The following is a 24307-nucleotide window of genomic DNA, read 5'->3' as shown; positions in this document are numbered from 1 at the left end:
GGGGTAGGTGGTGGGACCAAAGTATACCCCTAGCCCGCCGCCAGGACGATGCGGTACCGGGCCTTGCCCGACTCCAGGTGCTCGAACGCTGCGTTGATCTCGCTCATCGGGAACTCTTCGATCGTCGGCTTGAGGGCGTGGCGGTCGCAGAACTCAATCATCTTGCGGGCGGTGACAATCCCTCCCGTCGGCGAGGCGGTGATCGCCTTCTGGCCCAAGATTAGAGGAAAGACCGTCGCCGAGACTTTTTCCGCCGCCCCCACCAGGTGCAACTTCCCGCCGGGACGCAGGGCGGCGACGTACGCGTCCCAGTCGAGGGCGACGTTCACCGTCACCAAGATCATGTCGAAGCTCCCCGCGGCGGCCGCTAGCTGCGACGCGTCACGGGTGTTGAGGAAGTGGTGGGCGCCCATTTCGCGGGCTTCCGCTTCTTTGTCGGGCGACGTGCTGAATGCGGTCACCTCGCATCCCCACGCCCGGGCGAAGCCAATCGCCATATGCCCCAGCCCGCCGATCCCGACCACCGCGACGCGGTCCGTCGGGCTGATGTTGTTCTCGACAAACGGCCCAAACACGGTAAGCCCGCCGCAGAACAGCGGCCCGCAATCTGCCAGATCGACGCCATCAGGGACCGGAATCGCCCACGCCGCCTGAGCGCGGACGCGATCCGCGAACCCGCCGTGTCGCGCCACGATCGTCCCCTCGGCGTCGGGGCAGCGGTTTTGATAACCCGACAGGCACTGGTCGCACCGCAGGCACGACCCCGAAGTCCAACCGACGCCAACACGCTGGCCAGCCTCTAAACCCTTCACCCCCTCGCCGAGCGCCACGATCTTGCCAGCGACCTCGTGTCCGCCGACGAACGGGTACTGGGTCATCCCCCAGTCGTTCTTCAGCATGCTCAAATCGCTGTGGCAGATGCCGCAGTACTCGACCGCGATCTCGACCTGGTCGTAGCCGAGCGGGCCCGGATCGAATTCAAACGCCTCGAACGGGGCGTCAGGGCCAGCAGCGGCGTAGGCATGAATCGTCATGGCGGGGCTCCGGAGGGAGGGCGTGCAGGCGGGACGCCCCTGATTCAACGCCAAGCGAGCCGCTTCGACAAGCGTCCCAGCCAATCTGTAGGAGGCGTCTCCGACGCCGATTACGCGCACCAAAGTGTTTTCGGAATGGAGAACGGAATCGGCGTCGGAGACGCCTCCTACATAAAAGAAGCCCGCGAATGACGCGAATTAGCGCGAATGAATTTCTGGATATTTCATTCGCGGGTATTCGCGTCATTCGCGGGCAACTGAAACTAGAACGTCGCCGCCATGTAGGCGATCGCCACAAAGCCGGCGAACACTCCTCCCTCGGCTAACGTTGGGCGGTGGTAGCACAGGCTGTAGCAGCACGGGATTACTCCCAGCGTCAGGATCGTCGCGAACGCCAGCCCGAACACCACCGCGCCGGTGAGTGGCTGCCAGAACTCGGCGCCGCCGGAGATGTTAAGCATCAGCGGCAATAGTCCGCCGATCGTCGTGACGGTCGTCAACAAGACAGGCCGCAAACGGTTGATGCCCGCCTCGAGCAGCGCGTGATTGACGCCCATGCCGCGTGCGCGGGCTTGGTTGGTGAAGTCCACCAGCACGATGGCGTCGTTGACGACAATGCCCGTCAGGCTCACGAGGCCGATGAACGTCGCCAGGCTGAACGGGAAATCGCACACCCACATGCCGAGCACGACGCCGACAAACGACATCGGCACGGTCGTCATCACGACAGCGCTCTGCCGGAAGCTGTTGAACTGGATCGCCAGAATCGCCGTGATCAACACCACCGCGAGCAACATGCTCCACAAGAGGTAAGCGAAGTTCTTGTCGCGTTCCTCGTTCTCGCCGGCGAACTCGGCTTGCAAGCCCTCGGCGGGCGTCGCTGAGCCGCCGATGTACGCCGTGCTGAAACCCTCGAGCGTCTTCGGGGCCCCCTCGATCGGCTTGAAGCCCAACTCGGGAAGGATTTCTTTCGAGAGCCGTGAAAAGACTTGATCGGGAGTTACCGGCTCGTTGACGTCGCACTTGGCGACGACGGCTCGGTTGCGGTCGTAGCGGTTGATGCTGAAGAGGCCCGTGTCGCGGCTCAGCTCGGCGACCGAGCCGATCGAGGTCTGCTGGCCGCCGGCGCCGGTGAGGATGACTCGGCTCAGGTCACGGGGGCTGCGTTGGAACTCGGGCGCCAACTGGATCCGCAGATCGACGTCCTCGTCGTCGAGCGTGACCTGGATACGGTTGTCGCCGGCAATCGCGATCTGCACCGCCTCGGCAACCATGGCGTCGGTCATGCCGAACAGACCGATGATGTCTGACTTCGGCTCGACCACCAGCTCGGGTGCATCGGGACGGTAGTCGGTTGAAACGTCGGTCGTGCCCTCGAGCTTTTCGAGTCGGGTGTTGATCTGCTGGGCGATGGCGCCGAGCTGATCGATGTCGTTGCCGGTGATCCGCACCGACACATCGGCGCCGCCGGGCGGGCCGTCCTCGACTTCCTCCACGGAGAACTTCATCCCCGGAACCGGCTGGATGTTCTCACGCAAGTAGTGGATGACGTCGGCCTGGGAGATGTCGCGGTCCATCGGCGGCAACATCTGCACTTGCACCTGGCCAAACTCCGGCCCCGCGGCGGCGTCTTCATCGACACGCATCGCCAGCGCGCCCGACGAGCCGACCGACGTGACGTAGTGCTGCAGCGCCCCGGTCTTCGCCCAGCGATCGAGCGGTTCGGTGATGACGCGTGACGCGGCGAGCGTTTGATCGATGCTGTAACCCAGCGGCAACTCGTACTTGACGATGAACTGCCCGCGGTCGCTGGTCGGGAAAAACTTGAATCCCAAGTGCCCGATCAAGAGGCCGGCGCCCCAGCAGGCAATCCCCATCCACACCAACACGAAGGCCCGATTCTCTAACGCCATCCGCAGCGTCGCCGCGTAGGCGCGCGTGAACGGGTCGAGCTTCGGCCGCACCCGCAGCGCGACGCCGTCGACGCCGACGACCGGTGCGTGCTCGATCTCGCGTTTCCGGTACCACCGTGCTGCCAGCGTGGGGATCACAAAGTGATCGACTACGATCGAGCCGATCAGTGCGACGCTCACGACCTTGGGCATGACGCCCATGAAATCGCCCATGATGCCGGGCACCAGCAACATCGGCAGGAACGCGGCGACCGTCGTCAGGTCGGCGGCGATCACCGGAACGCCCACCTCCTCGATGCCGACCTTCGCCGCGTGGACGGGGTCTTCACCACGCTCGATGTGTCGGTGGATGTTCTCGGCCACAATGATCGCGCCGTCCACCACCATCCCCAAAACGAGGATGAAGCTGAACACCACCATGTTCGAGACGGGGATCCCCGCGAAGTACAGGAACAGCAGCGCCACCGCCATGCTGAACGGGATCGCAATCAGCACCAGGACCGACATCCGCAGGCCCATCGTCCAGGCGAGGATCACCAGCACGAGCATAGCGCCGAAGATCGCGCTCGAGCCCAGCACGCGGAACATCACCCAGATCTCGGCCGACGCGTCGCGCGTCGTGTCGAAGCGCAGGTCGGGGTACTGCTCGCGCAGATTGACGACCATCGCCTTCACCATCTGGGCGGCTCCGAGCGTGTTAATGCCCGACTCTTTGTTGACGATGATCACCGCGCCCGCGTCGCCGTCAAACTCGGCCGAGTTGAGCACCCGCCGGTAGCCGTCCACCACCTCGGCCACGTCCTTGACGCGCACGACGCGACCGCCGTCGCTGCGGACGACAGCCTCGGCGATGTCGTCCACGCCGCGGAGCTTCGTCTCGTTGCGGACCGAGCGGTTGAAGTCACTGGTCTCGAACGCCCCCGCCGGCAGCTTGGCGTGGAAGGCGCCGAGGGCCTGCCGCAATTGCGGCAGCGTGACGCCGTACTCGTGGGCGAGGTCGGGATCGACGTTCACCTGCAGCTCTCGCTCTTTGCCGCCGAATAGCTGCGTGTTCGCGACGCCATCGACGGTTTCGATCTGCTCCTGCACGTCTTCGGCGATCACCTTCAGCGTCCGCTCGTCGAACCCCTTCGGCGCGCGGATATTGAGCAGCATCAGCGGCAGGTTCTCGAAGTCGATGTCCGTGACGAACGGCTGCACCTCGCGCCCGGCGGGGAACTCGTTCCGCACCCGGTCGATGAGGTCCTTTACCTCACGGCGGCCCTCGTCGGGCGTCACGCCGTCGAGAAAGATCACCTGCGTCACCGCCGAGCCGCGCGTGCTGGTCGAGGCGATGAAATCGACGCCCTGCAATTCGGTCAGGGCTTCCTCGACCTTGCGGACGATCTCGTTCTCGCTCTCGGTCGGCTTGGCGTCCGGGTAAGGGATCGCCACCAGCACCACCGCCTTGGTGATCGCCGGTCCTAACTGCACCGGGGTGTAGAACGCGGCGTACAGCGACAACAGCAGCACCAGCAGCGTCCCAACGAACACCATCCGAGGCCGATCGATTGCCGCATCGCTAATCTTCATGCGTGGTTAGCAGTTTGGTTCGTTGAGCGTTAGAAACCGCGCCGTGCAATCGTACTTGGGTTCTACAGTCGCTGCTTGTCTGTCGTGGCACTGGCTCGGGTGATCTCGGCGCCGGCGTCCTTCGGTTCCACCATCCTCACCAACTGCCCATCACGCAGGCGTTCCTGCCCGCGTACGACGACTGCCGACAGGTCCACCGCGTCCACCGGCAGCAGGATCGTCTCCCCCTGGTCGATCCAACGCGACAGTTCGACCCGCCGCGCTCGTTGCACTTGCGACTCGCCGACTTCCCAGAACATCACGGGCATCGCCGCGGGGTCATCTTCAATCGTGTAGAGGTACGTCTGTCCCTGCCGAAACAGTACGGCCGCCTCGGGCGCCGCATAGGCGAGCACCCGGTCGGTGACGATGCCCGCGGTCGCCACCATGCCGGGGCGCAACAGTCCCGCGCGGTTGTCGATCGCCACCTCGACCTCGAAGAGCCCCGTCGCCGGGTCGGCCCGCTCGGCGATGCGGTAGACCTCCGCGTCGATCGGCGCCCATTGCTTGCCATAGAGGTCCTTCCCCTCGAGCTGCACTCGGGCGCGGAACACGCCCCCCTCTGGATCAGAGCTGCCGCTTGCCTGCGCTTCGGCGACTTGCCGGCGGCGTAGTTCAAGCTCCCGCACCCGCGCTTCGGGGATGTTGACCACCAGTCGCAGGCGATCGTTCTCGACGAGTTCGTAAACGACCTCGTTGGCGGCGACGGTTTCGCCCGCCTCGACCATCCGCCGCGCGATCGTGGCGTTGATCGGCGAAGTCAGCAGCGAGTCGTCGAGGTTCTTCTCCGCGATCTCCTGGGCGGCCTGCGCCTGCGCCCGGGAGGTGACCAAGGTTTGGAACTCGGCCTCGGTGATCACGTCGCGCGCCCGCCGGCCGCGTTCGACATCGGAAGCCGCCATCTCGAAGTTCGCGACCGCCTCGGCCACCCGCGCCCGGAAGATGCGGTCATCGAGCCGCGCGAGCAGTTGGCCCTTCTCGACCCGGTCGCCGTCGTCGAGCGGTTCCCCCTGGGCGTTCTTTCCGAGCGACGCCACGCGGCCTGCGACCTCGAAGCCCAGCGAGTAAGTCTCCCACGCCTGGATCTTGCCGCTGTAGCGGACCACCACATCATGCACCGCTGGCTCGACCGCCAGGGCCTGCACCAGCGTCCGCGGCTGAGCCGCCAACGCCGGCGGCGCCACGTCGGCCGCGGCGGCGATCGCGTCGGCCTCGTCGGTCTTGCGGCTCGACCACCACATGACGCCGCAAGCCACTAGCGTCAGCAGCACCAGGAACGTGAAACGGCCCAATCGGACCAATCGGTGAGTCATCGGCGGGCGGGCGAGGGAGCCGTTAGGAGGGAGGCAGTGGCGTATCGTTCGAGAGCAATGATCGTAGGCGGCAATCTTCAAACCAGCAACGCGGCGCCCCGTCGCGGGACCTTGCCACTCGCATTTAGCCCCCCGTCATTGACCGGGGGCTAAATGCGAAGACCAAGCACCGCGCGCAACGCATCGACGACACCCACCACCGTCACGCCATCGACCGCCAACCGCTTATGACGGTTCGTCTCGCCGCTGAGAATCTTGACCCGGGTGCGGGGCACGCCGATGGATTTTGCTACGACCTTAACGATCGCGTCGTTCGCGCGTCCCTTGTCGGGGGGCGCCGTCACCGCGACGCACAACTCCGCTTCGCGCACGCCCGTCACGCCGTTGCGGCGGGCGCCCGGCTGGGCGCGGACGCGGATCACGACGCCCTCGGCTGCCGCCTCTACCGTCGATTGAACCGTGTCGCTCATGGCGCCGGCGGCGGAACGACGTCGGCTTGCCCTCCCGTCGCGATCGCCATGGCGAGCCCCAGGGCGTTGAACGCCATGTGCATCGCGACGATCGGCACGAGCCGGTGTGTCTGCCGATAAACGTACCCGATCCCCGCGGCGAGCACCGCCAGTGGCACGGGCGCCCACCCCTGACCCGAGTGCGCCAGGGCGAACAGCGCCGCACTGACGAAGACCGGCCACCACGCCCGGCGTCCGCCGATCCGCTCGAGCCAACCTTGCAGCAGCACACGGAACGCCAGCTCCTCGAACAGCGGCGCGATCACCACCGCCATCAACGCGGCAGCGACGATTGTTTCCAACGTTGGGTTGGTGAGGAGTTGCTCAATGGTCGGATGGCTCGACGGCAAACCGATCACCATCACTAGCAGTAGTTGAACCACATAAACGGGCACGAGCATCGCCAAGCACGCCCCTACGCCGAGCACCACGTCGCGGCCGGCCTCGGCGGCCGAGCGAGGCAATCCAAAGTCGCTCCGCTTCGTGGAGTAGGTAACACGAATCCACAGAATCACGAAGCCAGCCATCAAGAACCACGTTAAGCCGAGGCCCGCCGCCGACGTTAGGTCAATCTTTGGCGACTCGTAGGCCTCAGAACGAGGAAGCAGGCTGGCAAGAGAGCCGAGGAGCATGACCGCCGCAAGCACCAAGCTCTCAGCGCCCCACGGCACACGGCGCCGACCTCGCGACTCAATCACCGGTTTTCCTGAAGCGATCCGCACCGCTCCATACCACGCCGACGCTACCACCAACGCCGTCAGCAGCGTCAGCGTCGGGAAAGCGCTCTGCCAAAAGGGGGAAACGCCGACAGGCATCGTTCATTCCAAGGTCGGCTGACTCGACCGCATCGCCGCGATCGCCGCACGAGTGTACGTCACCCCCGAGATCGCCGTCACGATCAGCATCGCCCACACGAACGCGTCAACGAGTCCCGCGCCCAGCGTCACCGGCGTCGGCCAGCCAGCCGTCCGCCATGGCGACACGTAGAGCAGGCTGAGCGCCGCGGCGATCACCTGCAACGTGAACTTCCACTTGCCGATCCACACCGCCGAGAAGTCGCCGCCCGCCGACTCCACCATCGCCCGCAGCGTCGTCACCACGAACTCGCGCGCGAGGATCAGCACCGTCATCCACGGCAGCACGCGCGAGTCGGGGATCGCCGCCAGATAGATGTAAACGCCACAGATCAGCAGCTTGTCCGCCAGCGGATCGAGCACGCGGCCCAGCTTCGTGATCGGCCCCCACCGCCGCGCCCAGTAACCATCCGCCCAGTCCGTCGCCGCAGCGAGCACAAACGCCACGAGGCCCGCGCGGTACCAACCAAGCGACAAACACACAAAGCAGGCCACCGTCACCACGAGCCGCGAAGCGGTAATCGCGTTCGGCGGATCGCTCAGCTTCCCTAGGGGGACTTCCGAATTGGAACCACGGATGGACACAGATAAACACGGATAAAGATTAAGCCCACGAATAACGCGAATAGGCGCGAATCATGTTGCAGGCAATCCGATCAAAGTTCATTTCATTCGCGATTATTCGCGTCATTCGCGGGCTCTTATCTGTGTGCATCCGTGTCCATCTGTGGTTCCCCTCAACGAGGCTCCCCAACAGCAACGGTCACCAGATCGTAATCGTTCCGCGCCACCACTTCGCACGGCACGATGTCGCCCGGCTGCAAACCTTCGCCCGTGACGTACGCCACGCAGTCCACGTCCGGCGCGTCCGCGGCGGTGCGGCCGATCCAGGCGGCCCGTTCGCCCGGCACGGGGCTGTCGATCAGCACCTCCATCTGCTTGCCAACCTGCGCGTCGGCCCACTCGAACGCCAATCGCTGCTGGATCGCCATCAGCTCATCGCGGCGCTGTTCCTTGATCTCTTCCGGCAGGTGGTTCGGCAATCGCGCCGCGGGCGTGTCGGGCTCGAGCGAATAAGTAAACACGCCGAGCCGCTCGAAGCGGAACTCCTCGACGAAGTCGCACAGCTCCGCGAAGTCTGCGTCGGTCTCGCCGGGGAAGCCCGTGATGAACGTCGTCCGCAGCACGAGGTTCGGGATGCGGTCACGCAGCTTTTGCACGAGTTCACGGGTCGGCCCGCTGGCGACGCGGCGCTGCATCCGCTTGAGCATCGCGTCGCTGGCGTGTTGCAGCGGCATGTCGATGTACGGCACGACCTTCTTGCTCTGCGCGATCGCGTCGATCACGTCGTCGCTGAAGTACATCGGGTAGAGGTACATCAGCCGGACCCACTCCAGGCCCTCGACCTCGTCGAGCTTGTGGATCAACTCCGCGAGCCGCGGCTCGCCATACAGGTCCATCCCGTAGTAGGTCGTGTCCTGCGCGACGACGACCAGCTCACGCACGCCGTCGGCGGCGAGCTGCTTCGCCTCGGCGATCACCTCTTCGATCGGCTTCGTGGCGTGCTTGCCGCGCATCTTCGGGATCGCGCAGAACGTACACAGCCGGTCACAGCCTTCGCTGATCTTGAGATACGCGAAGTGTCCCGGCGTGATCCGCAGCCGCTGGTCGTCGTGCAACGGCCGCGCCGGCGCCGGCTTGAACACCAGGCGCTGCTCTTCGAGCCCGCCCAAGAGCCGGTCCGCAACCTTCGTCACCTCGTCACGCCCAAACACGCCCACCAAGTGATCGATCTCGGGCCGATGCTCGAGCAATAGTTCTTTCTGCCGCTCCGCTAGGCAGCCGCTGACGATCACGCCGCGCAGCTTGCCGGCCTTCTTCAACTCGATCATCTCGTCGATCGACGCGAAGGATTCATTGCGAGCGGCCTCAATGAAGCCACACGTATTGACGATCGCGAAGTCGGCGCCCTCCGGGTCGGCCACCAGTTCGTAGCCGTCGAGCTGCAAGAGCCCCAGCATCCGCTCGCTATCGACCGTGTTCTTCGGGCAGCCCAGGCTGATAAACGCGTAGCGTCCCTTGGCTTGGTCGGCCTGACGGATGTCGTTGGTGAAGTTGGTGGGCAAAGGAGGGACGCGGGACGGGGGGGCGAGGGACGGGGGAAGCCCCTTATTGTGGCGAGCTAGGCACACTCCGGGCAAGCGGTTAAGCGGCTGAAGCAGGGGGCAATTTCCCGCGAAATGACAGAGATGAACGCCTAAATGACGAATGACGAAGCACGAATGACGACCCTGTCGGACGCGGTCGGAGCCCTCCGACAGGTTCGTCATTCGTCATTCGTGCTTCGTCATTCCCCCTGTTTCCTCGCTTTTGACGCCCCCCACAGCCCCGCCCTATACTTCGGAATTGCCGCCAACCTCTCCCCCTCGGGCGAATCTTCCGGATGAATCGTTACGCGTCGCTCTCCGACGACTTCTACGTCAACGTCAATCTCAGCACCGAGATGGAGCTCCCCAGCAGCCGCGACGTCGTGCTGCACTTCGCGGAGCAGATGCAGAAGCGTTACCCAGAGATGCGGAACTTCTACGCCCGCGACCGCAATGACTTCATCCTCGAAGAGGACAAGGACAAGGGCTCGTACCGCTGGTGCTCGATCGAGCCCCGCCGGCTCTCCTCGGGCCACGTCAACCCGCCGCGGATCGAAGACGCCCTCGAGCAACACCGCCAAGCGCTCGAGCTCGCGCCCTACGAGCTGTCGGTGAGCCCGCTCGACTGCGAGGCCCTCGACCTCATGTGGGGCTTCGACTTCAACTACCGCGGCAACCACAACGAGCTCGTGGCCGAGGCCCTCGGCGTCTGCCCCGGCCTCGACCGGCTCACGACGATCCCCGGCGCCAAGTTCGTCCAGTACGAGCCGACGGTCACGATCGCCCTCGACGACGAATGCCGCACCCAGTGCCGCGTCGGCGTCGAGTCGCGCACCACGCCGTACCAGGTCCGCACCGGCGAGTACCAAGAAGAACAGCTGAGCGTCTACGTCACCGCCCGCCGCTACGGCAGCCTCGACCCCGGCCAGTCCCTCAACGACGCGCTCGACGGCCTCACGAAAGTCGCCTACGAAGTGCTCGACCACTACGTGATCGAATCGGTGCTCGAACCCCTCGCGCGCACGATCTCACTCGATTGATTTGTAGGTCAGGCTGTGCCTGACGCCCCACCATTCGAGATAGTTGTTTCGCGCAGAGACGCGGAGACACAGAAAAGGTGCGGCTCGAGGCAGACAACAGTCATGGCGTACCTGCCGGCGAAAGAAATGCCACTGGCGACACCCCAAAGTAACTGGCGACTTGTGTCACTTGTTCGCGTGTCAGCTTCCGCTTGCCGTTGCGAACCGCCGACAGCGTGGAACCGACAACGCCGGTCGCCTCGGCCAGTTGTCGAGCGGTGACGCCCCGTTCGTCCATCAACAGCGCAAGCAGTTCCGCGTCGCTCGCCGGGGCGACGGGCTCATGCGTCGCCTCATAGTGCTCGATGAGCGACGCGAGCACGTCGAGGTAGTCAGCTGCCTCCTTCGACAGCCGTGCACGGTCCATCAGTTCCCCGGCCATGGCGAGGGCGCGGCCGTGCGCCGCGGCGGTGACGATCGGGCGCAGCGGGCACGCCGCCACCAGGTCGAGATACTCGTCGCCGGCCTTGGCGGCCTTGGTAGCGGCCATTTTGTCACTCCTGCCAGTTGCCTTGGTCGTAGTCACGATGCGTGAGCACCGTCCGCACGTAGAGAATCCCACGATTGAAGTGGATCGACGCCACCAGCCGGAATTTGTTACCGCCGATGTTGAAGACGATCAAACGACCGACCTTGTCGGCGCTGGGGAACGCGGTGCGCAGCTCCGCGAAGTTCGCGAAACGCGTCCGACTGACGACCTGGAACCACGCCCGCAAAGGGCCCTCCGCCTCGGGATGCCGCTCCCAGAACTCGCGGAGTGATTTGCGGGAGATGATACGCATTGCCTCGCCCAGAGATCTCTTCAAGCCGATTTTAGCAGAATGCGAAACGGCGGCAAGGGGCAATTTCGCATTTTGCTAAACCTGGACCTAGGTCAACAACAACTTCAACGCCGCGATCACCAGCACCACCGCCAAGAGCCGCCGCAGCTTCGGCGTCGCCAACCTTCGGGCGCCGAGCTCCGAGCCGATCCAGCCGCCCACCAGCACCACGACGATCCACACCGGCAAAAGCGGTGGCCACTCGATCGCCTTCGTCGCGAGGCCGGCGAGGCCCGCTAGCGAGTTCACCAGGATGAACAGCACCGACACGCCCGCCGTCGTGCGCAGGCTCGCCCAGCCGCTGAGCACGATGATCGGGCTCAGGTAGATGCCGCCACCGGTCCCCGTCAGCCCGGCCACCAGACCAATCGCGGCGCCGCAAAGAATCGCCACGGGCAGCGGCGGCGGATGCACTTCATCGAGCGGCTTCGTATCGCCATCGGGCAGCGTCTTCGGCGCCAACCACAGCCGCCACGCGGCCAGCAGCAGCGCCACGCCCACCAGCGCCCGAAACAGTTGGCTGGGGAGCTGCACAGCGCCCCCCACAAACGCCATCGGCGCCGCGGCGAGCGCCAGCGGCCAGAAGAGCCGCCAAGAGAACCGCCCCGCACGCACGTAGCGCACCGACGCCAGCGTCGCCACAAACACATTCAGCACCAACGCCGCCGGCCGCATCGTCTCCGGCGCAAGCCCCACCAGCGCCATCGCCGCCAAATACCCCGAAGCCCCCGCATGCCCCACCGACGTGTAGAGCATCGCCGCCAAGAACAACAGCAACAAGAGAACGGCGTCGGTCACTTGGTTTATCGTCTGAGGTTCGCCGGTTTGACCGAAGCGAATAGATGACTATGCTGCCAGCTCTCGTCGTGTCAACTCAAGCGGATTGGGACGAAACCACTATGTCCAAAATCAAAGGCCTCTTCCAGAAGGCATGGGCCGCTGTAGCCAACCCAGGACAAGACGAACGGGTCGCAGTCCTCGTTTCGGCTATCGGACATGCCTTCACTACTCAACGAAGAGCGTTTGATCTCGACAAGGTGCTTGAGCCGATCGACTGCACCGTAACGGATGTCCGGGTCGCCTCGAAGAAGTACTACGAAGGGCTCTTGCAACGATTTTGGATTGAGGGTGTCCCAGACACAGGTAAGCAAAAGACGCTCGCGTTTGTCGAAGAGCGACTGCGACTCGATGCTCGCGAAGTTAGGCAGTTGCGCGAAGATGTTGCGGTCTCCGCCTTCGGATCAAAAATCGGTGAGTACTTGGCGGACGGATCACTTTCTTCGGTCGAGCTTCAATCCCTCTCAGAGATATCATCCTTTCTTCACCTATCGGTGCCGCAGTTCGTACAGCAGTACCTATTGAGCGAAGGACTAGGATTGCTTCGCGGGCTGTTTGCCGAAGCAGTCGCGACCGGACATCTGAAGGAGCAGACCTGGAACAACCTACGGATTTCTGCTCGTAGTCTTGGCATTCAGGAAGAGCAGCTGAAGTCTGCTTCTCGTTCGATAAGCAAGTCATTTGCAGAGCACGTGCTTGCGGACACCAAAGCCGACGGTGTACTAACACCTCAAGAGGAGACGTATTTGTCATGGCTCGTATCGACCTTCGAGTTCGATACGCAGTTCACTATTTACCTGCGAAAAGAAATCCAACTTCTGAAAGATCGAGCAAGCCTAGAAAGCGGACATATCGACACCATTCCAGTCCCCGTGGGCATCAATCTGAAAGCAGGTGAGCTTCTCTACGTTTCCGAACCTTGCTTACTACAAATCACCAAGAGCATGAAGAATGGTGATCGGATCGACGAGCACGAAGGGCGGATTATGCTTACGGATAGCCGATTGCTCTTTGAATCCGTGAGCAAAACGATCCCGATCGCCTACCCGAAGATCGTTTCGTGGCGAACTTCAGGCGAGGCAATCCTGATATCCGCTGCGAATAAGCCTGAGCTTCGGTTTTACTTCGCGCAGAATCCTTACTCTCTACTCCCAGAGAAGTTCTCAACCATACTCCGACTACACAGCCAACAGCTCACTCGTAAAGTCGAAGGGGTCGTAAACCGACACATCCCAAGAGATGTTCGCCAAAGAGTCTGGCAAACCTACGGCGGCATGTGCGTTGAGTGCAGCGCCACTGACTATCTGGAGTTCGATCACATCGTCCCGGTCGCGCGAGGTGGTAGCAACTCGGAGCAGAACGTCCAACTCCTATGCCGAAAGTGCAACCTCACCAAATCAGACAAGATTTGAACAAGGGGCCTTCTTCTTCGCGCCTTCGCGTCTTTGCGTGAGTCCTCCCCCTTTGCGTCTCCGCGCGAAACCTACTCCGCTGCCACCGCGTCCTCCCCCGCCTCCATTTCAAATCCCGCCCCGCTCTCCACGATCTCTTCCGGCCCCGGCTTCAGCGCCCGGGCGTCATACCCCTCGCGCACCAGGATCGCCGCGGCTTGCTTCGAACGCATGCCGATCTGGCAGTAGAGGTACAGCGGCTTGTCCTTCGGCAACCGCTTCGCGATCTTTTCCGCGTCGTAGCTGTGCTTCCGTAAGGAATCACTAGGCACATGCACGGCGCCCGCGACGCGGCCCTTCACCCACTCCTCCTTGGTGCGGACATCGACCAGCACCGCTTTCTCTTCCTCGACCAGCTCGTGGATCTTCGCGAGCGAGTCCTTGGTGTGCTCGACACGGATGCGCGTCCGCGCGCGGGTGGGCTGAGCCTCGGTGGGTTGGGCCTCGGTGGGTTGGGCCTCGGTGGGTTGGGCCTCCGCGGCCTGGACTTCCACCAATGGAGCTGCCGCGAACGGGAGGCAGAGGGCGAGAACGAGCAGCAGGCGGATCATGTTGAACCCCGGGGGTCAAATGATGGTGGCACGAAGAATGTGGGAGGAGTCTCCCGACGCCGATAACGCGCTGCCTGCCGAATCGGTGTGGTGCGCGGAATCGGGGTCGGGAGACCCCTCCTACAGGCCTGCCATTTTAAGGGATCCGCCCCTGCGTCGCGAATCGAAATAGCCACTATGTTGGCGAATCTGAATCGAGGGGGATCGACGCTCCCAACCACAATGAGGTCACCCCCACCGTTGGCCCCGCGTCGCGCAACTAGCCCCCATCGCAATTAGCCCCCCGTCATTGACGGGGGGCTAAATAATCGCTCAACCGCCCACCAGCCGCTTCACGCTCTCGAGCAGCTTGTCCATCGGGAACGGCTTCCGCAGGTACTCGTCCACGCCGAGCATCTCGGCGTAGGCCTTGTGGCGGTTCCCCTCGTTGGCCGTGATCATGATCACCGGCGGCGAATCTTCCTGCGTGCGGCGCAGGCGCTCGAGCACCAAGAAGCCCGACCGCTTGGGCATCATCATGTCGAGGATCACCAGGTCGGGGTTCTCGCGCTCGGTCAGCGCCAGGCCCTGGTTGCCGTCGCGGGCCACGAGGACCTCGTAACCGTTGGCTTCGAGCGCGAGGCGGAGCGACTCGATGATCTCGGCGTCGTCGTCCACGAGGAGAACGCGTTTGGCGGTCGTGGCTTTCTTAGCGACTGGCATAACGGGGCAGCCCGGGGGACGGGCCGACGGTAACAGGCGGGGTGCAGCAAAACCCCCGGTATACCGCCGGCGCCCCCGTTTGCAAAGCGACCCAGCCGCCGGACACCCAACCTCGAGCCAAAGAAAAAAAGTTCACCACGACGGGCACGAAGAACACGACGGCCTGCCTTCGGGACTAGCTGTGCCCCGCCAAGACGCTCGTCGTGTCCTTCGTGCCCGTCGTGGAGAATAACTTGTCTTGAGAAGACTATGCCGCCAAGCGTAGGCGCGGCGGCTCGGCGACTGCCAGCACGCCCAGGGCTTCGCAAACGGCGTCCGCGACCAGGGCCGACGCTTCGGGGCGGGCCATTTTTCGCAGCCGCTCGGCGATCGTGTCGCGACGAGCCTCGTCCTCGAGCAACGGCCGCAAGCAGCCGGCGAGTGACGCGGCGAGGTCGCCGTCGTTCTCGTTAACGGTCGGGCAGCCCGTGCGGAGCGCCGCAAACTGGGCGTTGGCCTCGTGCAGCCCGTCGCGACGCCGTGAGTCGGGCACGAACACCGCCGGCAATCCGGCGAGCGACACCTCGGCGAGCGTCGAGCCGCTCGGGCGGCAGACGATCAGGTCCGACGACCGAGCGAGATGGGCAAGCTCGTCGATGTAGGTCACCACGAGCGCGTTGACGCCGACGGCCGCGTAGCGGGACTCGGTCGCGGTGAGCCAGCCGTCGCCGGTCTGATGAACGACTTGCCAATCGGCGGCCGCGGCGCCGAGACGCTTGATCGCTTCGGGCATCGACTCATTGAGCGACGTCGCGCCCGCCACACCGCCGAGCACCACGAGCCGCGGCCGCCCGTCGTCGCCGGCCATCGGCAGGCGTCCGCCAGGGCAATGTCCGAAGTCATCCTCAAAGCCAGGCCGACCCACCGGCCCGGTCCAACGCACCGGCGCGCCCATCGGCAGCCGCGCGGCGGTCTCGTCTTGGGCAAGACACACCACGCTGGCGTCGCGAGTCGCGTCGCGCGTCGCCGGGTACGGGAGGCAGTCTTGCTCAACGATCGCGTAGGGGACGCCGCTCGCCCGTGCCGCGCGAACCATCGGTCCCGCCGCATGCCCGCCGAGCGAGATCACCAGATCGATCTCCTGCTCCCGCAACAGCCAATGGGCGACGCACCAACCCGCCGCATTGCGCAGCACGTACCGCGGCGCCTCGAGCATGCACGTTGGAAAGCGGCTCGAAGGAACCGTCGAGTATCGAAGCCCCGCCCCACGCACGGTGTGCCGTTCAATCGCACGGCCATCGCCCGCGATTGTCACCCGCGCCCCGGGCATCCGCTCCTGGAACTGCCGAGCGATCGATAGCCCCGGGTAAATACTCCCCAGCGACCCACCGCCAGCAATCAGGATGTGAGGAGCACGAGCCATCGAATATACCCCAGCGATATCAACAAAGGGGAGCCGGAAGCGTCAACGCCCCGAGATGAAACGGAGACGTGGGTTCTAATAAATGGAACCACGGATGACACAGATAGACACGGATGGTTTGTTGGTCGTGACCGAAGCGAGCCGTATGTCACCCTCCCTCCCCACAAGTGGGAGTGGAACAACGCCTCGCTTCGCTCGCTCAACTAAACAACAAATCCGTGTTCATCCGTGTCATCCGTGGTTCCACTCTTCCAGAACCCGGGCGCCCACTTCAACTCAGGTCGCTAACGCTCCCGGCTCGCCGTCACTCAACACTTCCAACTCGGTCAGCGTCCCAGCCTGCACGCTGCCAGCTGCTGTATCCGCTGAACGCCGGGGCGACGGTTTCGTCGGCCCCGACGTTCAGACGTAAGCTTCACCGTGAAACGCCCGCGACAGGCGGATGACCCAGAATCCACCGGCGCCGCGAACTGTTTGTTTCACCCCGGGGGGGGTAGCCGCCTAGGACCCCGCAATCTTCGGCGGCCGACGATGAAACTTGGGTGTCTCCGTTGTGTTGGTTAATTAAATTCAAGCCGCCGCGCGGCGGTCTTCGCACTCCAGGCGACGACGCAGCAGCTTGGTGATCAATTGGCGGTCGCTCTTCTCGTCGTGACTGCCGGCCACGAGGACCGAATCGCCTTCGTCCGCTAGGCCAATCGCGACGGCGATCGCCGACAAGCGGTCTTCAACGACCGTGACGCCAGCAGGCGTGTCGTCCTCGAGCTCGACGCGGCCGTGAGCGAACACCCGGTCGGCAAGTTGCGACGCCGCCGACAACTGTCGCAGCGCGACGATCGCCGAGTCGGCCAGCTTCACGACTGCGAGTAAGCGGCCTTTGCCCCGCGCGCCGTCGAAGGCGTCGGCGAGGTCCGTCGGCCGCACCGCATTGTCGATGTAAACCGAGAACGCCTGCCCGCACGGCACGGGGCTCAGCGCGCCCGGCACGCACGGCGACAGGTCGACGCCTCGCACCGCGGTCTGTAAGTCGAAGCCAACGGCAAGGGCGGCCGCAATCGCCGCCGCCGCATCACGCCGAGCGGCGCGACCGGGCGACCCGATCGCCACGCAGGCCGAGTCACTACCAACCGCAACAATGAGCGTCTGCCCCGCGGCGTGGGACTCGACCGGGACGACGCGGATGTCGGCGGTCCCCGACTCGCCAAACGTCAGCACGCGGCCCGTGTGAGTCGAAGCGACGCGGATACATTCAGAGTCGTCGGCGTTGACGACGAGCGTCACGCCGGCGTCGAGTTCGCCGAGCGAATCGACAACCGCACGGCGATGCGCCGCGTTCGATTCCCAACACGGCCGGCCCAAGTTGTCGAGTCCGTCGCAGCGCAGCGACACGAGGCACGCCACGAGCGGCGTCGCCCCGGCTTGCTCGCCCGCAACGGTCTGGGCAATCGCCGTCGTCACGTCGCCGAGTTCGCAGCGGCGGAGCCAACGGCTCGCGGCGTCTTTGGATCGTTGGTCACGAGGCAAGCAATGCTCGCCATCGTCGTCACAGGATTCGGTCAGCAGGCCGACGCGTTCGCCCGCATGCGCATGGATCGCGGCGACGATCGTCGCGACTCGGCAGGCGCCCGTCACGCCGCCGACGCTGACAATCGTGGGAAGTGTCGAGCGAATCGGCGCCATCGCCGCCGTTAGCTCGGCGCACGCGGCGAAGCCGTCGTCGACCAGCACCAACGGGACGGGCACGTCGGGCAGCAACCGTTCGGTGATGACCGCCGCGGCGCCGCGGATGACGGCGATCTCGGCGTCGGTCGAGTCGAACGGGTCGAGGTGGACATAGAGGTCGCCGGGCTGGACCGCCGCGGCGTCCGTCCGGACCGTGGTCAGCGCGGGGTCGCTGTCGGCCGGGAGGTAGATCGCCCCCGGCAACAGGTCGCGCAGCCGCGTCAGTTTGGCATCGTTGCCGGGCGCCATCGCCTGGCCTCCTTGCCAGTCGTCGTGACGAAGAGCCGGTCGAATCCTTCCGACCGAGCGGGCGGATACTTCAAGAATCGCCGCCCCCCGTCAAGGCGTTTCCCGCACGCCGCCCCGAACTTGAGGGAATGTTGGCGCCAGCATCCAGAAATCGCCCCGCAACAACCGTCCGTCGCCGCAGCAATCGCCATAGCCCGGCAATACTGTGGGCTTTACGCTGCGCGTTTCAGCTTTCCCGATTTGCCACGTTTACCCGCATGTCCAATTCCCCCGCCAATCCGACCGTCCACAGGCCGACCGCCCGCTGGATCGGCCCCACCGGTGGCGACGATATCGGGCCCTGTTGGCGGCGCTTGAATCGCGACGTTCACTTCGTCGAAGCCGCCACGGACCAACGCGGCATCGACCTCACCGTGCTCGCTTGCCCGCGACCGCTGGTTGATACCGACAAGGCCCAATTGCTGCTTGAAGAAGCCGGCGCCGACCGCTTCGTTCAACTCCTCGGCGTCTGGTGCGAAGGCGAAGGCCGCACCGGCAAACCCGTCCCCGGCGCCGAGCGCGTCTTCTGGCACGCCTGGCCCGCGTGGCAACGGCGTTGGCTCGAACGTCTGTCGGCCGACTCGATCTCGCCGCTCCCGCCGCGGCTGCCCCAACTCGTGCGGATCGATACGCCCGACGGCGAGCTCGCCAAAGCCCTCATCGCCGCGCTCGTCGACGAGGACATCGCCGCCGTCTGGTCGCGAACGTCGCTCGCCGCCGGCGCCGATGCGATCCTCTGGGACGGCGCCCAACTCAGCGGTAGAGAGGCCGACCACCTCGCCGCCGTCTGTTCGGCTGGGCGTTACGGGCAAACCCCCGTCATCGCCCTGCTCGACTTCCCCCGACCCGAGACCGTCGCCGCCGCCCGAGCCCTCGGCGCCGCCGACGTGCTCGGGAAACCGTTGACGACCGAGCTGCTGCTCGAGTCACTGATCGCCGCGATGCGTCTCACGCGTCGAAGCCGCGTTTTCGACTCGCCATCACGATTCACGGCGAGCCGGCGACGTGAGTCGTCGGTGGAACCCTGGTACTCGCTTCACACCGACGACTTACGTCGCCGGCTCGCCACACACTAGGTGGTTAGCGTTCACACCCACTCCGCATCCGCGTCCACCAGCTCCGTGAACGTGATCTCGCGCCGCCAATCCGATTCGTGGATCGGCCAGCAGCGGACCCGTTCGATCGGCGCGCCGCCCGCGCTGTGGGGTTCGTCGCTGCCGTCGCCCCACGCTGGCTGGCCCGTTTCGTGGGCGTACTGCTGACAATCGACCTCGAGCCGTAGTCTTGGCGGCGGCGATCCCGAGAAGTTCCAACGCCGCCACGTGACGCGGCCGTGGTCGGTCACCGTCACCACCAGCGGGGCGCGGACGCATTCCAGCAGCCGCCTGGCGATCAGCTCGTGGCTCGCCGTCGCCAGGACGTGCTTGATCTCAAGCAGATCGCCGTCGAGGTCGCGCCACAGGTTCACCAGCCACCGCCGCGGCGCGAGCAGCCGGCCCGCCAAAGTGTTGGCGATCGACTCACGCATCGACGGCGCCGCCTCGCGCGGATCAACGCCGAGGGCTTCAAAAACGCGGTGCGCCTGGGACTCGCCGATCTCGTGGGCGACCACGAAGTGTCGGCGTTCGCTGCGGTCTTCGCCGGCAATCAGGATCGCCTCCAGCGGCCGCCCGCCCGCCAGCCGCGCGAAGCGCCCCCGGCCCACGAGCCCCTGGTCCTGCGCGACGACCAGCCCCAGATTTTCCGCGATCACAAAAGCGTCCACCGGCGGGCGATCGACGCTCGCCTCCCACAGCAGGTCCAGGGCGCAGCGGTCAAGGGTGGCGTGGAGCTCCTCGGTCGGGATTTCGGTGAGCATGGCGGCGCAACAGGGGTGAAGGAGCAGTCGGCACAAAATCCAGGTAGTGAACATACGGCCATTATATCGATGCCAGTGGCCATTTCCAAACAAATACGGCCACGCACCAGTGCCGCCTGTCTGTCACCGAGAAATCCCGGTGACGGTTTGCTCCGGCTGGCCTATGGTTGGGCAAGCCCCTATCTCACCGACACGCAACCATGACGTCGCCCCTGGACCTCGAGTTCGACCCCCAACGCTTCGACGGCGTCGCACGGCTGTTCCCGCTCCCGGCCCCCTCGCTCTACCCGCGCGTCATCCAGCCGCTGCATGTGTTCGAAGAGCGCTACCTCGAGCTGATGCGGGACGCCCTCGACAGCGACGGCCTGATCGCGATGGCGGTGCTCAAGCCGGGCTGGGAGATCGACTACGCCAGCCGCCCGCCGGTCGAGCCCGTCGCCTGCCTCGGCAAGATCGTCACGCACCACCGCCTCGACGACGGCCGTTACAACGTGCTGCTCGCCGGCGTGTCACGTATCCGTGTCTACGACGAACTCGAGCCGCCGCTGGCGTTCCGCCGGGCGCGGGCCGAGCTGGTGGAAGAGACTGAACCCGCCGCGGGCCATCCGGTGGGAGTGGACCTCCACAAACGGCTCGTCGAGGCCTTCCGAGCCGCGCTGCCGCACGGCGTGCCGCCCGAGCCCCTGCAACGCGTCTTCGAAGAGGACACGCCCCTGAGCCTCCTAGCGGACTTGGCGGCCTACACGCTGCCGCTGCCGCGCGACGTCAAGCAAGCCGCCCTGGCGGAGTTTGACGCGGCAAAGCGGGCGGCCCTGGTGATCGGCGCGATCGACGCGGGCGCCGTTGGTAGGCGACCCTCCGGCAACGGCAGCGACGGCGACGCGGCGGGGTTTCCGCCGCCGTTTAGTGAGAATTGAGGGAAGAACCCCAAGCTTACGAGTGACGGCGAGCCGGCGATGTTAATCGTCGGAGGAACCCTCGTACCCGCTTCCCACCGACGATTAACATCGCCGGCTCGCCTACAGCCGACTGGACGCAGGGGCGTTACAACCGCGCTGGCCCGCAAAGCCCCGCGGTGCGGGTCGCCGGTGGGGGGGCGGCGCCGATAGAATCAAGAGATCGCGGGACATGGTCCGCGGCCCTGGTCCACGCCTCCCCCCGCTCTCCGCCGTCCCGCGACGAATGGCTCTCCCCTCCGACCGCATCGCTGAAGACCTCCGCGGTCAGGTGTCGGGGGACGTGCTGCACGACGATGTCACGCGGTGGCTCTACGCCACCGACGGCAGCCTCTACGAGATCACGCCCGCGGTCGTGGTCCGTCCGCGGATGTCGGCCGACGTGGAAGCGACCGTTCGCTACGCCGCCGAGAACGCCATCCCCGTCCACGCCCGCGGCGCCGGCAGCGGTCTGGCGGGGGGCTGCTTGGGCCCGGGCATCGTCGTGGACTTCTCACGCTACATGCGCCGGCTGCTGTCGGACGACGGCGACACCGTGCGAGTGCAGCCGGGCATCGTTCACGCCGAGCTGAACCGCCGGCTAGCCGCATCGGGGCGCGTCTTCGGTCCCGATCCGGCGATGACCGAGGTGACGACGCTCGGCGGCGTTGCTGCCGTCGATTCGAGCGGCAGCCGGCGATTGGTCTACGGCTCGGCGCGGAAGCAGATCGTTGGCATGAACGTCGTCCTCAGCGACGGGCGGACGCTGCGCACCGATGCGTCGGGGGGCGAGGACCGTACGGCGTCGGAAATGGCGGGCCGGCTGTTTGGGCTGCTCGATGGCTCGCGCGACTTGATCCGCGAGCACATCCCGCGCGGCTGCGTGAACACGAGCGGCTACGCGCTCGACAATTCGCTGACGCATGACTGGGTCGATCTCACGCAACTCATCGTCGGTTCGGAAGGAACCCTCGGAATCGTCACCGAACTGACGCTCAGCACATCGCCGCTGCCCCAGCGGGTCGGCTCGGCGCTGCTGACGTTTCCGAGCCTCGAGCTCGCCGCCGAAGCGGTGCAAGTCCTGTTGCCGATCGGCCTGGCGGCGTGCGACCTCATCGACCGCCGGCGGTTGAGCCTCGCGCGGCAGGTCGATCCGCGTTTCGAGATGCTGCTGTCGGGCGCGGCCGAGGCGATTTTGTATGTGGAAGTCTTCGCCGACGACGACGCTGCGCTCATGGAGCGGATGGATCGGATCGTTGAAGCGATGCGTGGCGAGGAATCGTTCGCGGCCGAGGTGATCGTCGCCGAGACCGCCGAGGACCGGCAGCTCTTCGCCGAGGCGTCAAAGCAACTCGTGTCGGCGCTGCACGGCCTCAAGGGCGTGCGGCGCGCGGTGCCCGGCGTCGAAGACATCGCCTTACCGCCGGCGGCGCTGCCGCAGTTCTTCTTGCGGTTGCAAGAGACCCTCAAGCTGCGCGAGGTGACGGCATCGGTTTACGGGCATGCCGGACACGGGCAGTTGCACCTGCGGCCCCTCCTCGACATGACGTCGCGCGCCGACGTGCGGCGACTGGAAACGCTCGCCAGCGATCTCTACGACACGGTCTGGCTGCTCGGCGGCACCATCAGCGGCGAGCACGGCGACGGCTTGAGTCGTACGCCGTTCACGTCGCGTCAGCATGGGCCGCTGGTCAATGTCTTCCGCAGCGTCAAGAACGTGCTCGACCCGGCGGGCGTTCTCAACCCGGGCAAGATCGTCCCCGCTCCCGGCGCACGGATGACGCACGCGCTGCGGACGACCGGGCGCGAGCGCTTCCTCGCGCCGAAGCCAACAACGCCACAAGCAAAGCCGCCTGAGACGGTCGAGCTGCAACTCGAGTGGTCTCCGCTCGAGGCAGCCGACGCGGCGCGGGCGTGCAACGGTTGCGGCGCTTGCCGCTCCGTTGGGTCCGAAGTCCGGATGTGCCCGATCTTCAAGTACACGCCGCGCGAAGAGGCGTCGCCGCGGGCGAAGGCGAACCTGATGCGGGGGGTGTTGTCGGGCGAGTTGTCGGCCACGGAGCTGCTGCTCGACGACGCGAAGAAGGTCGCCGACCTCTGCGTCAACTGCCACCAGTGCCGCCTCGAGTGCCCCGCCGAGGTCGATATCCCCAAGCTGATGCTCGAAGCCAAAGCCGCTTACGTCGCGACCAACGGCTTGCAACGCGACGCTTGGTGGTCGGCCCGCATCGACACGCTGGCAAAATACGCCTCACGCTGGCCGAGGCTGGCGAACCTCGTGATGCACAACGGCGCTGCGAGGTGGGCGCTAGAGCAGACGATTGGGTTGGCCGCGGGTCGCAAGCTGCCCGACTTTGCGGCACGCACCTACCTGCACGACGCCGCGACGCGCAAGCTACACAAGCCGCCGCTAGAAGACGAAAAGATCTACTACTTCATCGACACCTACGCCAACTCGTTCGACACGCAGCTGGCGATGGCCTTCGAGCGCGTGGTGCGGCGCCACAAGGTCGGCTTCTACGCGCCCGGTGATCAGCTCCCCAGCGGCATGGCGATGATCAGCCAAGGGGCGCTCGAACTCGCGCGGCGCACCGCGGCGCGGAACGTCGCTAAGCTCGCCGAAGCGGTGCGCGATGGGTACGCGATCGTCTCGACCGAGCCGACGGCGGTGCTCGCGCTGACACACGAGTACTTGAATATCCTCCCGGACGACGAAGACGCACAGCTCGTCGCGGCAAACACCTTTGAGGCTTGCCACTACCTGTGGCGCAGGCACGTCGAGGCGCGGCTACAACTCGACCTCGCGCCGCTCCCGTACCAAGTCGCCCACCACACGCCCTGCCACACCAAGGCGCTCGACATCGGTTCGCCCGCCGAGAATCTGTTGCGGCTGATCCCCGAACTGAAGCTAACTCGGCTCGAAAAGGGGTGCAGCGGCATGGCGGGCACCTACGGCCTCGCCCGTAAAAACTATCGCAGCAGCCTGCGGGCCGGGCTGCCGCTGCTGACCGAGCTTCGCAGCGGGAGGCACCAACTCGGTTCCACCGAGTGCGGCGCCTGCCGAACGCAGATGGAGCAGACCGCGGCGATCCCAACGATCCACCCCATCAAGCTGCTGGCGGCGAGTTACGGATTGATGCCGGAAGTGAAATCGCAGCTCGCGGCGCTGCCGGCGGCGGTAGGATGACGGCCAACACTCTTTGCAATTCGGTTTCAATGTAGGAGGCGTCTCCAGACGCCGATTACGCGCACCACGCTGTTTCGGAATGGACACCGTAGT

Annotated in this window: 20 protein-coding genes; 5 read left to right on the top strand and 15 right to left on the bottom strand. The window is 65.3% G+C overall.

From position 1 onward, the window contains the following. Window positions 1-29: 29 nt before the first annotated feature. The 7 genes from ahr to rimO all read right to left on the bottom strand — a co-directional run bounded on the left by ahr (window position 30) and on the right by rimO (window position 9360). The gene (gene ahr, locus Spa11_RS07790; protein WP_145110353.1) at window positions 30-1034 is read right to left on the bottom strand and encodes an NADPH-dependent aldehyde reductase Ahr; all 1005 of its coding nucleotides are present in this window, start codon (window positions 1032-1034) and stop codon (window positions 30-32) included. A gap of 263 nt (window positions 1035-1297) precedes the next feature. Then, the gene (locus tag Spa11_RS07785; RefSeq protein WP_145110350.1) at window positions 1298-4519 is read right to left on the bottom strand and encodes an efflux RND transporter permease subunit; all 3222 of its coding nucleotides are present in this window, start codon (window positions 4517-4519) and stop codon (window positions 1298-1300) included. Window positions 4520-4581: 62 nt separating this feature from the next. Beyond that, on the bottom strand, window positions 4582-5871 hold the full coding sequence (locus tag Spa11_RS07780; RefSeq protein WP_145110348.1) for an efflux RND transporter periplasmic adaptor subunit: 1290 nt from the start codon (window positions 5869-5871) through the stop codon (window positions 4582-4584). A 149-nt stretch (window positions 5872-6020) separates the two neighbouring features. Beyond that, window positions 6021-6341, bottom strand: coding sequence for a DUF167 domain-containing protein (locus Spa11_RS07775; protein ID WP_145110345.1), 321 nt, complete (start codon window positions 6339-6341; stop codon window positions 6021-6023). Continuing rightward, window positions 6338-7195, bottom strand: a complete 858-nt coding sequence (locus Spa11_RS07770; protein ID WP_145110342.1) for a CPBP family intramembrane glutamic endopeptidase — start codon at window positions 7193-7195, stop codon at window positions 6338-6340. The genes Spa11_RS07775 and Spa11_RS07770 overlap by 4 nt, the downstream gene beginning before the upstream one ends. 3 nt (window positions 7196-7198) lie before the next feature. Beyond that, on the bottom strand, window positions 7199-7819 hold the full coding sequence (pgsA, locus tag Spa11_RS07765) for a CDP-diacylglycerol--glycerol-3-phosphate 3-phosphatidyltransferase (RefSeq protein ID WP_197529821.1): 621 nt from the start codon (window positions 7817-7819) through the stop codon (window positions 7199-7201). 152 nt (window positions 7820-7971) lie between these two features. Continuing rightward, entirely contained in the window at window positions 7972-9360 is a 1389-nt protein-coding gene (gene rimO / locus Spa11_RS07760) for a 30S ribosomal protein S12 methylthiotransferase RimO (RefSeq protein WP_231933196.1), read from the bottom strand. 317 nt (window positions 9361-9677) lie between these two features. On the opposite strand from rimO, the gene Spa11_RS07755 reads away from it, so the two are divergent. Beyond that, entirely contained in the window at window positions 9678-10421 is a 744-nt protein-coding gene (locus Spa11_RS07755) for a hypothetical protein (protein WP_145110333.1), read from the top strand. A 100-nt stretch (window positions 10422-10521) separates the two neighbouring features. On the opposite strand, the gene Spa11_RS07750 is transcribed toward Spa11_RS07755, so the two are convergent. The 3 genes from Spa11_RS07750 to Spa11_RS07740 all read right to left on the bottom strand — a co-directional run bounded on the left by Spa11_RS07750 (window position 10522) and on the right by Spa11_RS07740 (window position 12079). Beyond that, the gene (locus tag Spa11_RS07750) at window positions 10522-10950 is read right to left on the bottom strand and encodes a helix-turn-helix domain-containing protein (RefSeq protein ID WP_145110330.1); all 429 of its coding nucleotides are present in this window, start codon (window positions 10948-10950) and stop codon (window positions 10522-10524) included. A gap of 4 nt (window positions 10951-10954) precedes the next feature. Then, window positions 10955-11242, bottom strand: a complete 288-nt coding sequence (locus Spa11_RS07745) for a type II toxin-antitoxin system HigB family toxin (protein WP_145110327.1) — start codon at window positions 11240-11242, stop codon at window positions 10955-10957. Between the two features lie 87 nt (window positions 11243-11329). After that, window positions 11330-12079, bottom strand: coding sequence for a sulfite exporter TauE/SafE family protein (locus Spa11_RS07740; RefSeq protein WP_145110324.1), 750 nt, complete (start codon window positions 12077-12079; stop codon window positions 11330-11332). Between the two features lie 101 nt (window positions 12080-12180). On the opposite strand from Spa11_RS07740, the gene Spa11_RS07735 reads away from it, so the two are divergent. After that, on the top strand, window positions 12181-13530 hold the full coding sequence (locus tag Spa11_RS07735; RefSeq protein WP_197529820.1) for an HNH endonuclease: 1350 nt from the start codon (window positions 12181-12183) through the stop codon (window positions 13528-13530). Window positions 13531-13601: 71 nt separating this feature from the next. Here the strand turns inward: Spa11_RS07735 and Spa11_RS07730 are convergent, their stop codons facing one another. From Spa11_RS07730 to Spa11_RS07715, 4 genes are all read right to left on the bottom strand, one after another. Then, the gene (locus tag Spa11_RS07730; protein WP_145110318.1) at window positions 13602-14120 is read right to left on the bottom strand and encodes a rhodanese-like domain-containing protein; all 519 of its coding nucleotides are present in this window, start codon (window positions 14118-14120) and stop codon (window positions 13602-13604) included. 312 nt (window positions 14121-14432) lie between these two features. Continuing rightward, window positions 14433-14822, bottom strand: a complete 390-nt coding sequence (locus Spa11_RS07725) for a response regulator transcription factor (RefSeq protein ID WP_145110315.1) — start codon at window positions 14820-14822, stop codon at window positions 14433-14435. 247 nt (window positions 14823-15069) lie between these two features. Further along, a complete protein-coding gene (locus Spa11_RS07720; RefSeq protein WP_145110312.1) occupies window positions 15070-16224 on the bottom strand; it encodes a UDP-N-acetylglucosamine--N-acetylmuramyl-(pentapeptide) pyrophosphoryl-undecaprenol N-acetylglucosamine transferase in 1155 nt (384 codons plus the stop codon). Window positions 16225-16794: 570 nt separating this feature from the next. Further along, window positions 16795-18195, bottom strand: a complete 1401-nt coding sequence (locus Spa11_RS07715) for a hypothetical protein (protein ID WP_145110310.1) — start codon at window positions 18193-18195, stop codon at window positions 16795-16797. A gap of 257 nt (window positions 18196-18452) precedes the next feature. Here Spa11_RS07715 and Spa11_RS07710 point away from each other — a divergent pair, with 257 nt between their 5' ends. After that, the gene (locus tag Spa11_RS07710; protein WP_145110307.1) at window positions 18453-19310 is read left to right on the top strand and encodes a hypothetical protein; all 858 of its coding nucleotides are present in this window, start codon (window positions 18453-18455) and stop codon (window positions 19308-19310) included. A gap of 11 nt (window positions 19311-19321) precedes the next feature. Here Spa11_RS07710 and Spa11_RS07705 read toward each other — a convergent pair whose 3' ends face one another. After that, entirely contained in the window at window positions 19322-20092 is a 771-nt protein-coding gene (locus Spa11_RS07705; RefSeq protein ID WP_197529819.1) for an ImmA/IrrE family metallo-endopeptidase, read from the bottom strand. A 200-nt stretch (window positions 20093-20292) separates the two neighbouring features. Here Spa11_RS07705 and Spa11_RS07700 point away from each other — a divergent pair, with 200 nt between their 5' ends. Together Spa11_RS07700 and Spa11_RS07695 are read left to right on the top strand one after the other, a co-directional pair. Further along, on the top strand, window positions 20293-21009 hold the full coding sequence (locus tag Spa11_RS07700) for an LON peptidase substrate-binding domain-containing protein (RefSeq protein WP_145110301.1): 717 nt from the start codon (window positions 20293-20295) through the stop codon (window positions 21007-21009). 265 nt (window positions 21010-21274) lie between these two features. Continuing rightward, a complete protein-coding gene (locus Spa11_RS07695) occupies window positions 21275-24214 on the top strand; it encodes an FAD-binding and (Fe-S)-binding domain-containing protein (RefSeq protein ID WP_197529818.1) in 2940 nt (979 codons plus the stop codon). The last annotated feature ends 93 nt before the right edge of the window (window positions 24215-24307 follow it).

This window comes from Botrimarina mediterranea, assembly GCF_007753265.1.
GTDB lineage: Bacteria > Planctomycetota > Planctomycetia > Pirellulales > Lacipirellulaceae > Botrimarina > Botrimarina mediterranea.
This window is presented reverse-complemented; position numbering and strand designations above follow the sequence as displayed.

What these genes read in the sequence shown, in the direction of transcription:
- Spa11_RS07780 (WP_145110348.1), bottom strand. Translation starts at nt 5,871, where the DNA reads ATGACTCACCGATTGGTCCGATTGGGCCGTTTCACGTTCCTGGTGCTG.
- Spa11_RS07750 (WP_145110330.1), bottom strand. Translation starts at nt 10,950, where the DNA reads ATGGCCGCTACCAAGGCCGCCAAGGCCGGCGACGAGTATCTCGACCTG.
- Spa11_RS07775 (WP_145110345.1), bottom strand. Translation starts at nt 6,341, where the DNA reads ATGAGCGACACGGTTCAATCGACGGTAGAGGCGGCAGCCGAGGGCGTC.
- Spa11_RS07745 (WP_145110327.1), bottom strand. Translation starts at nt 11,242, where the DNA reads ATGCGTATCATCTCCCGCAAATCACTCCGCGAGTTCTGGGAGCGGCAT.
- Spa11_RS07770 (WP_145110342.1), bottom strand. Translation starts at nt 7,195, where the DNA reads ATGCCTGTCGGCGTTTCCCCCTTTTGGCAGAGCGCTTTCCCGACGCTG.
- Spa11_RS07755 (WP_145110333.1), top strand. Translation starts at nt 9,678, where the DNA reads ATGAATCGTTACGCGTCGCTCTCCGACGACTTCTACGTCAACGTCAAT.
- Spa11_RS07735 (WP_197529820.1), top strand. Translation starts at nt 12,181, where the DNA reads ATGTCCAAAATCAAAGGCCTCTTCCAGAAGGCATGGGCCGCTGTAGCC.
- Spa11_RS07705 (WP_197529819.1), bottom strand. Translation starts at nt 20,092, where the DNA reads ATGCTCACCGAAATCCCGACCGAGGAGCTCCACGCCACCCTTGACCGC.
- ahr (WP_145110353.1), bottom strand. Translation starts at nt 1,034, where the DNA reads ATGACGATTCATGCCTACGCCGCTGCTGGCCCTGACGCCCCGTTCGAG.
- Spa11_RS07785 (WP_145110350.1), bottom strand. Translation starts at nt 4,519, where the DNA reads ATGAAGATTAGCGATGCGGCAATCGATCGGCCTCGGATGGTGTTCGTT.
- Spa11_RS07710 (WP_145110307.1), top strand. Translation starts at nt 18,453, where the DNA reads ATGTCCAATTCCCCCGCCAATCCGACCGTCCACAGGCCGACCGCCCGC.
- Spa11_RS07720 (WP_145110312.1), bottom strand. Translation starts at nt 16,224, where the DNA reads ATGGCTCGTGCTCCTCACATCCTGATTGCTGGCGGTGGGTCGCTGGGG.
- Spa11_RS07695 (WP_197529818.1), top strand. Translation starts at nt 21,275, where the DNA reads ATGGCTCTCCCCTCCGACCGCATCGCTGAAGACCTCCGCGGTCAGGTG.
- Spa11_RS07700 (WP_145110301.1), top strand. Translation starts at nt 20,293, where the DNA reads ATGACGTCGCCCCTGGACCTCGAGTTCGACCCCCAACGCTTCGACGGC.
- Spa11_RS07715 (WP_145110310.1), bottom strand. Translation starts at nt 18,195, where the DNA reads ATGGCGCCCGGCAACGATGCCAAACTGACGCGGCTGCGCGACCTGTTG.
- Spa11_RS07725 (WP_145110315.1), bottom strand. Translation starts at nt 14,822, where the DNA reads ATGCCAGTCGCTAAGAAAGCCACGACCGCCAAACGCGTTCTCCTCGTG.
- Spa11_RS07730 (WP_145110318.1), bottom strand. Translation starts at nt 14,120, where the DNA reads ATGATCCGCCTGCTGCTCGTTCTCGCCCTCTGCCTCCCGTTCGCGGCA.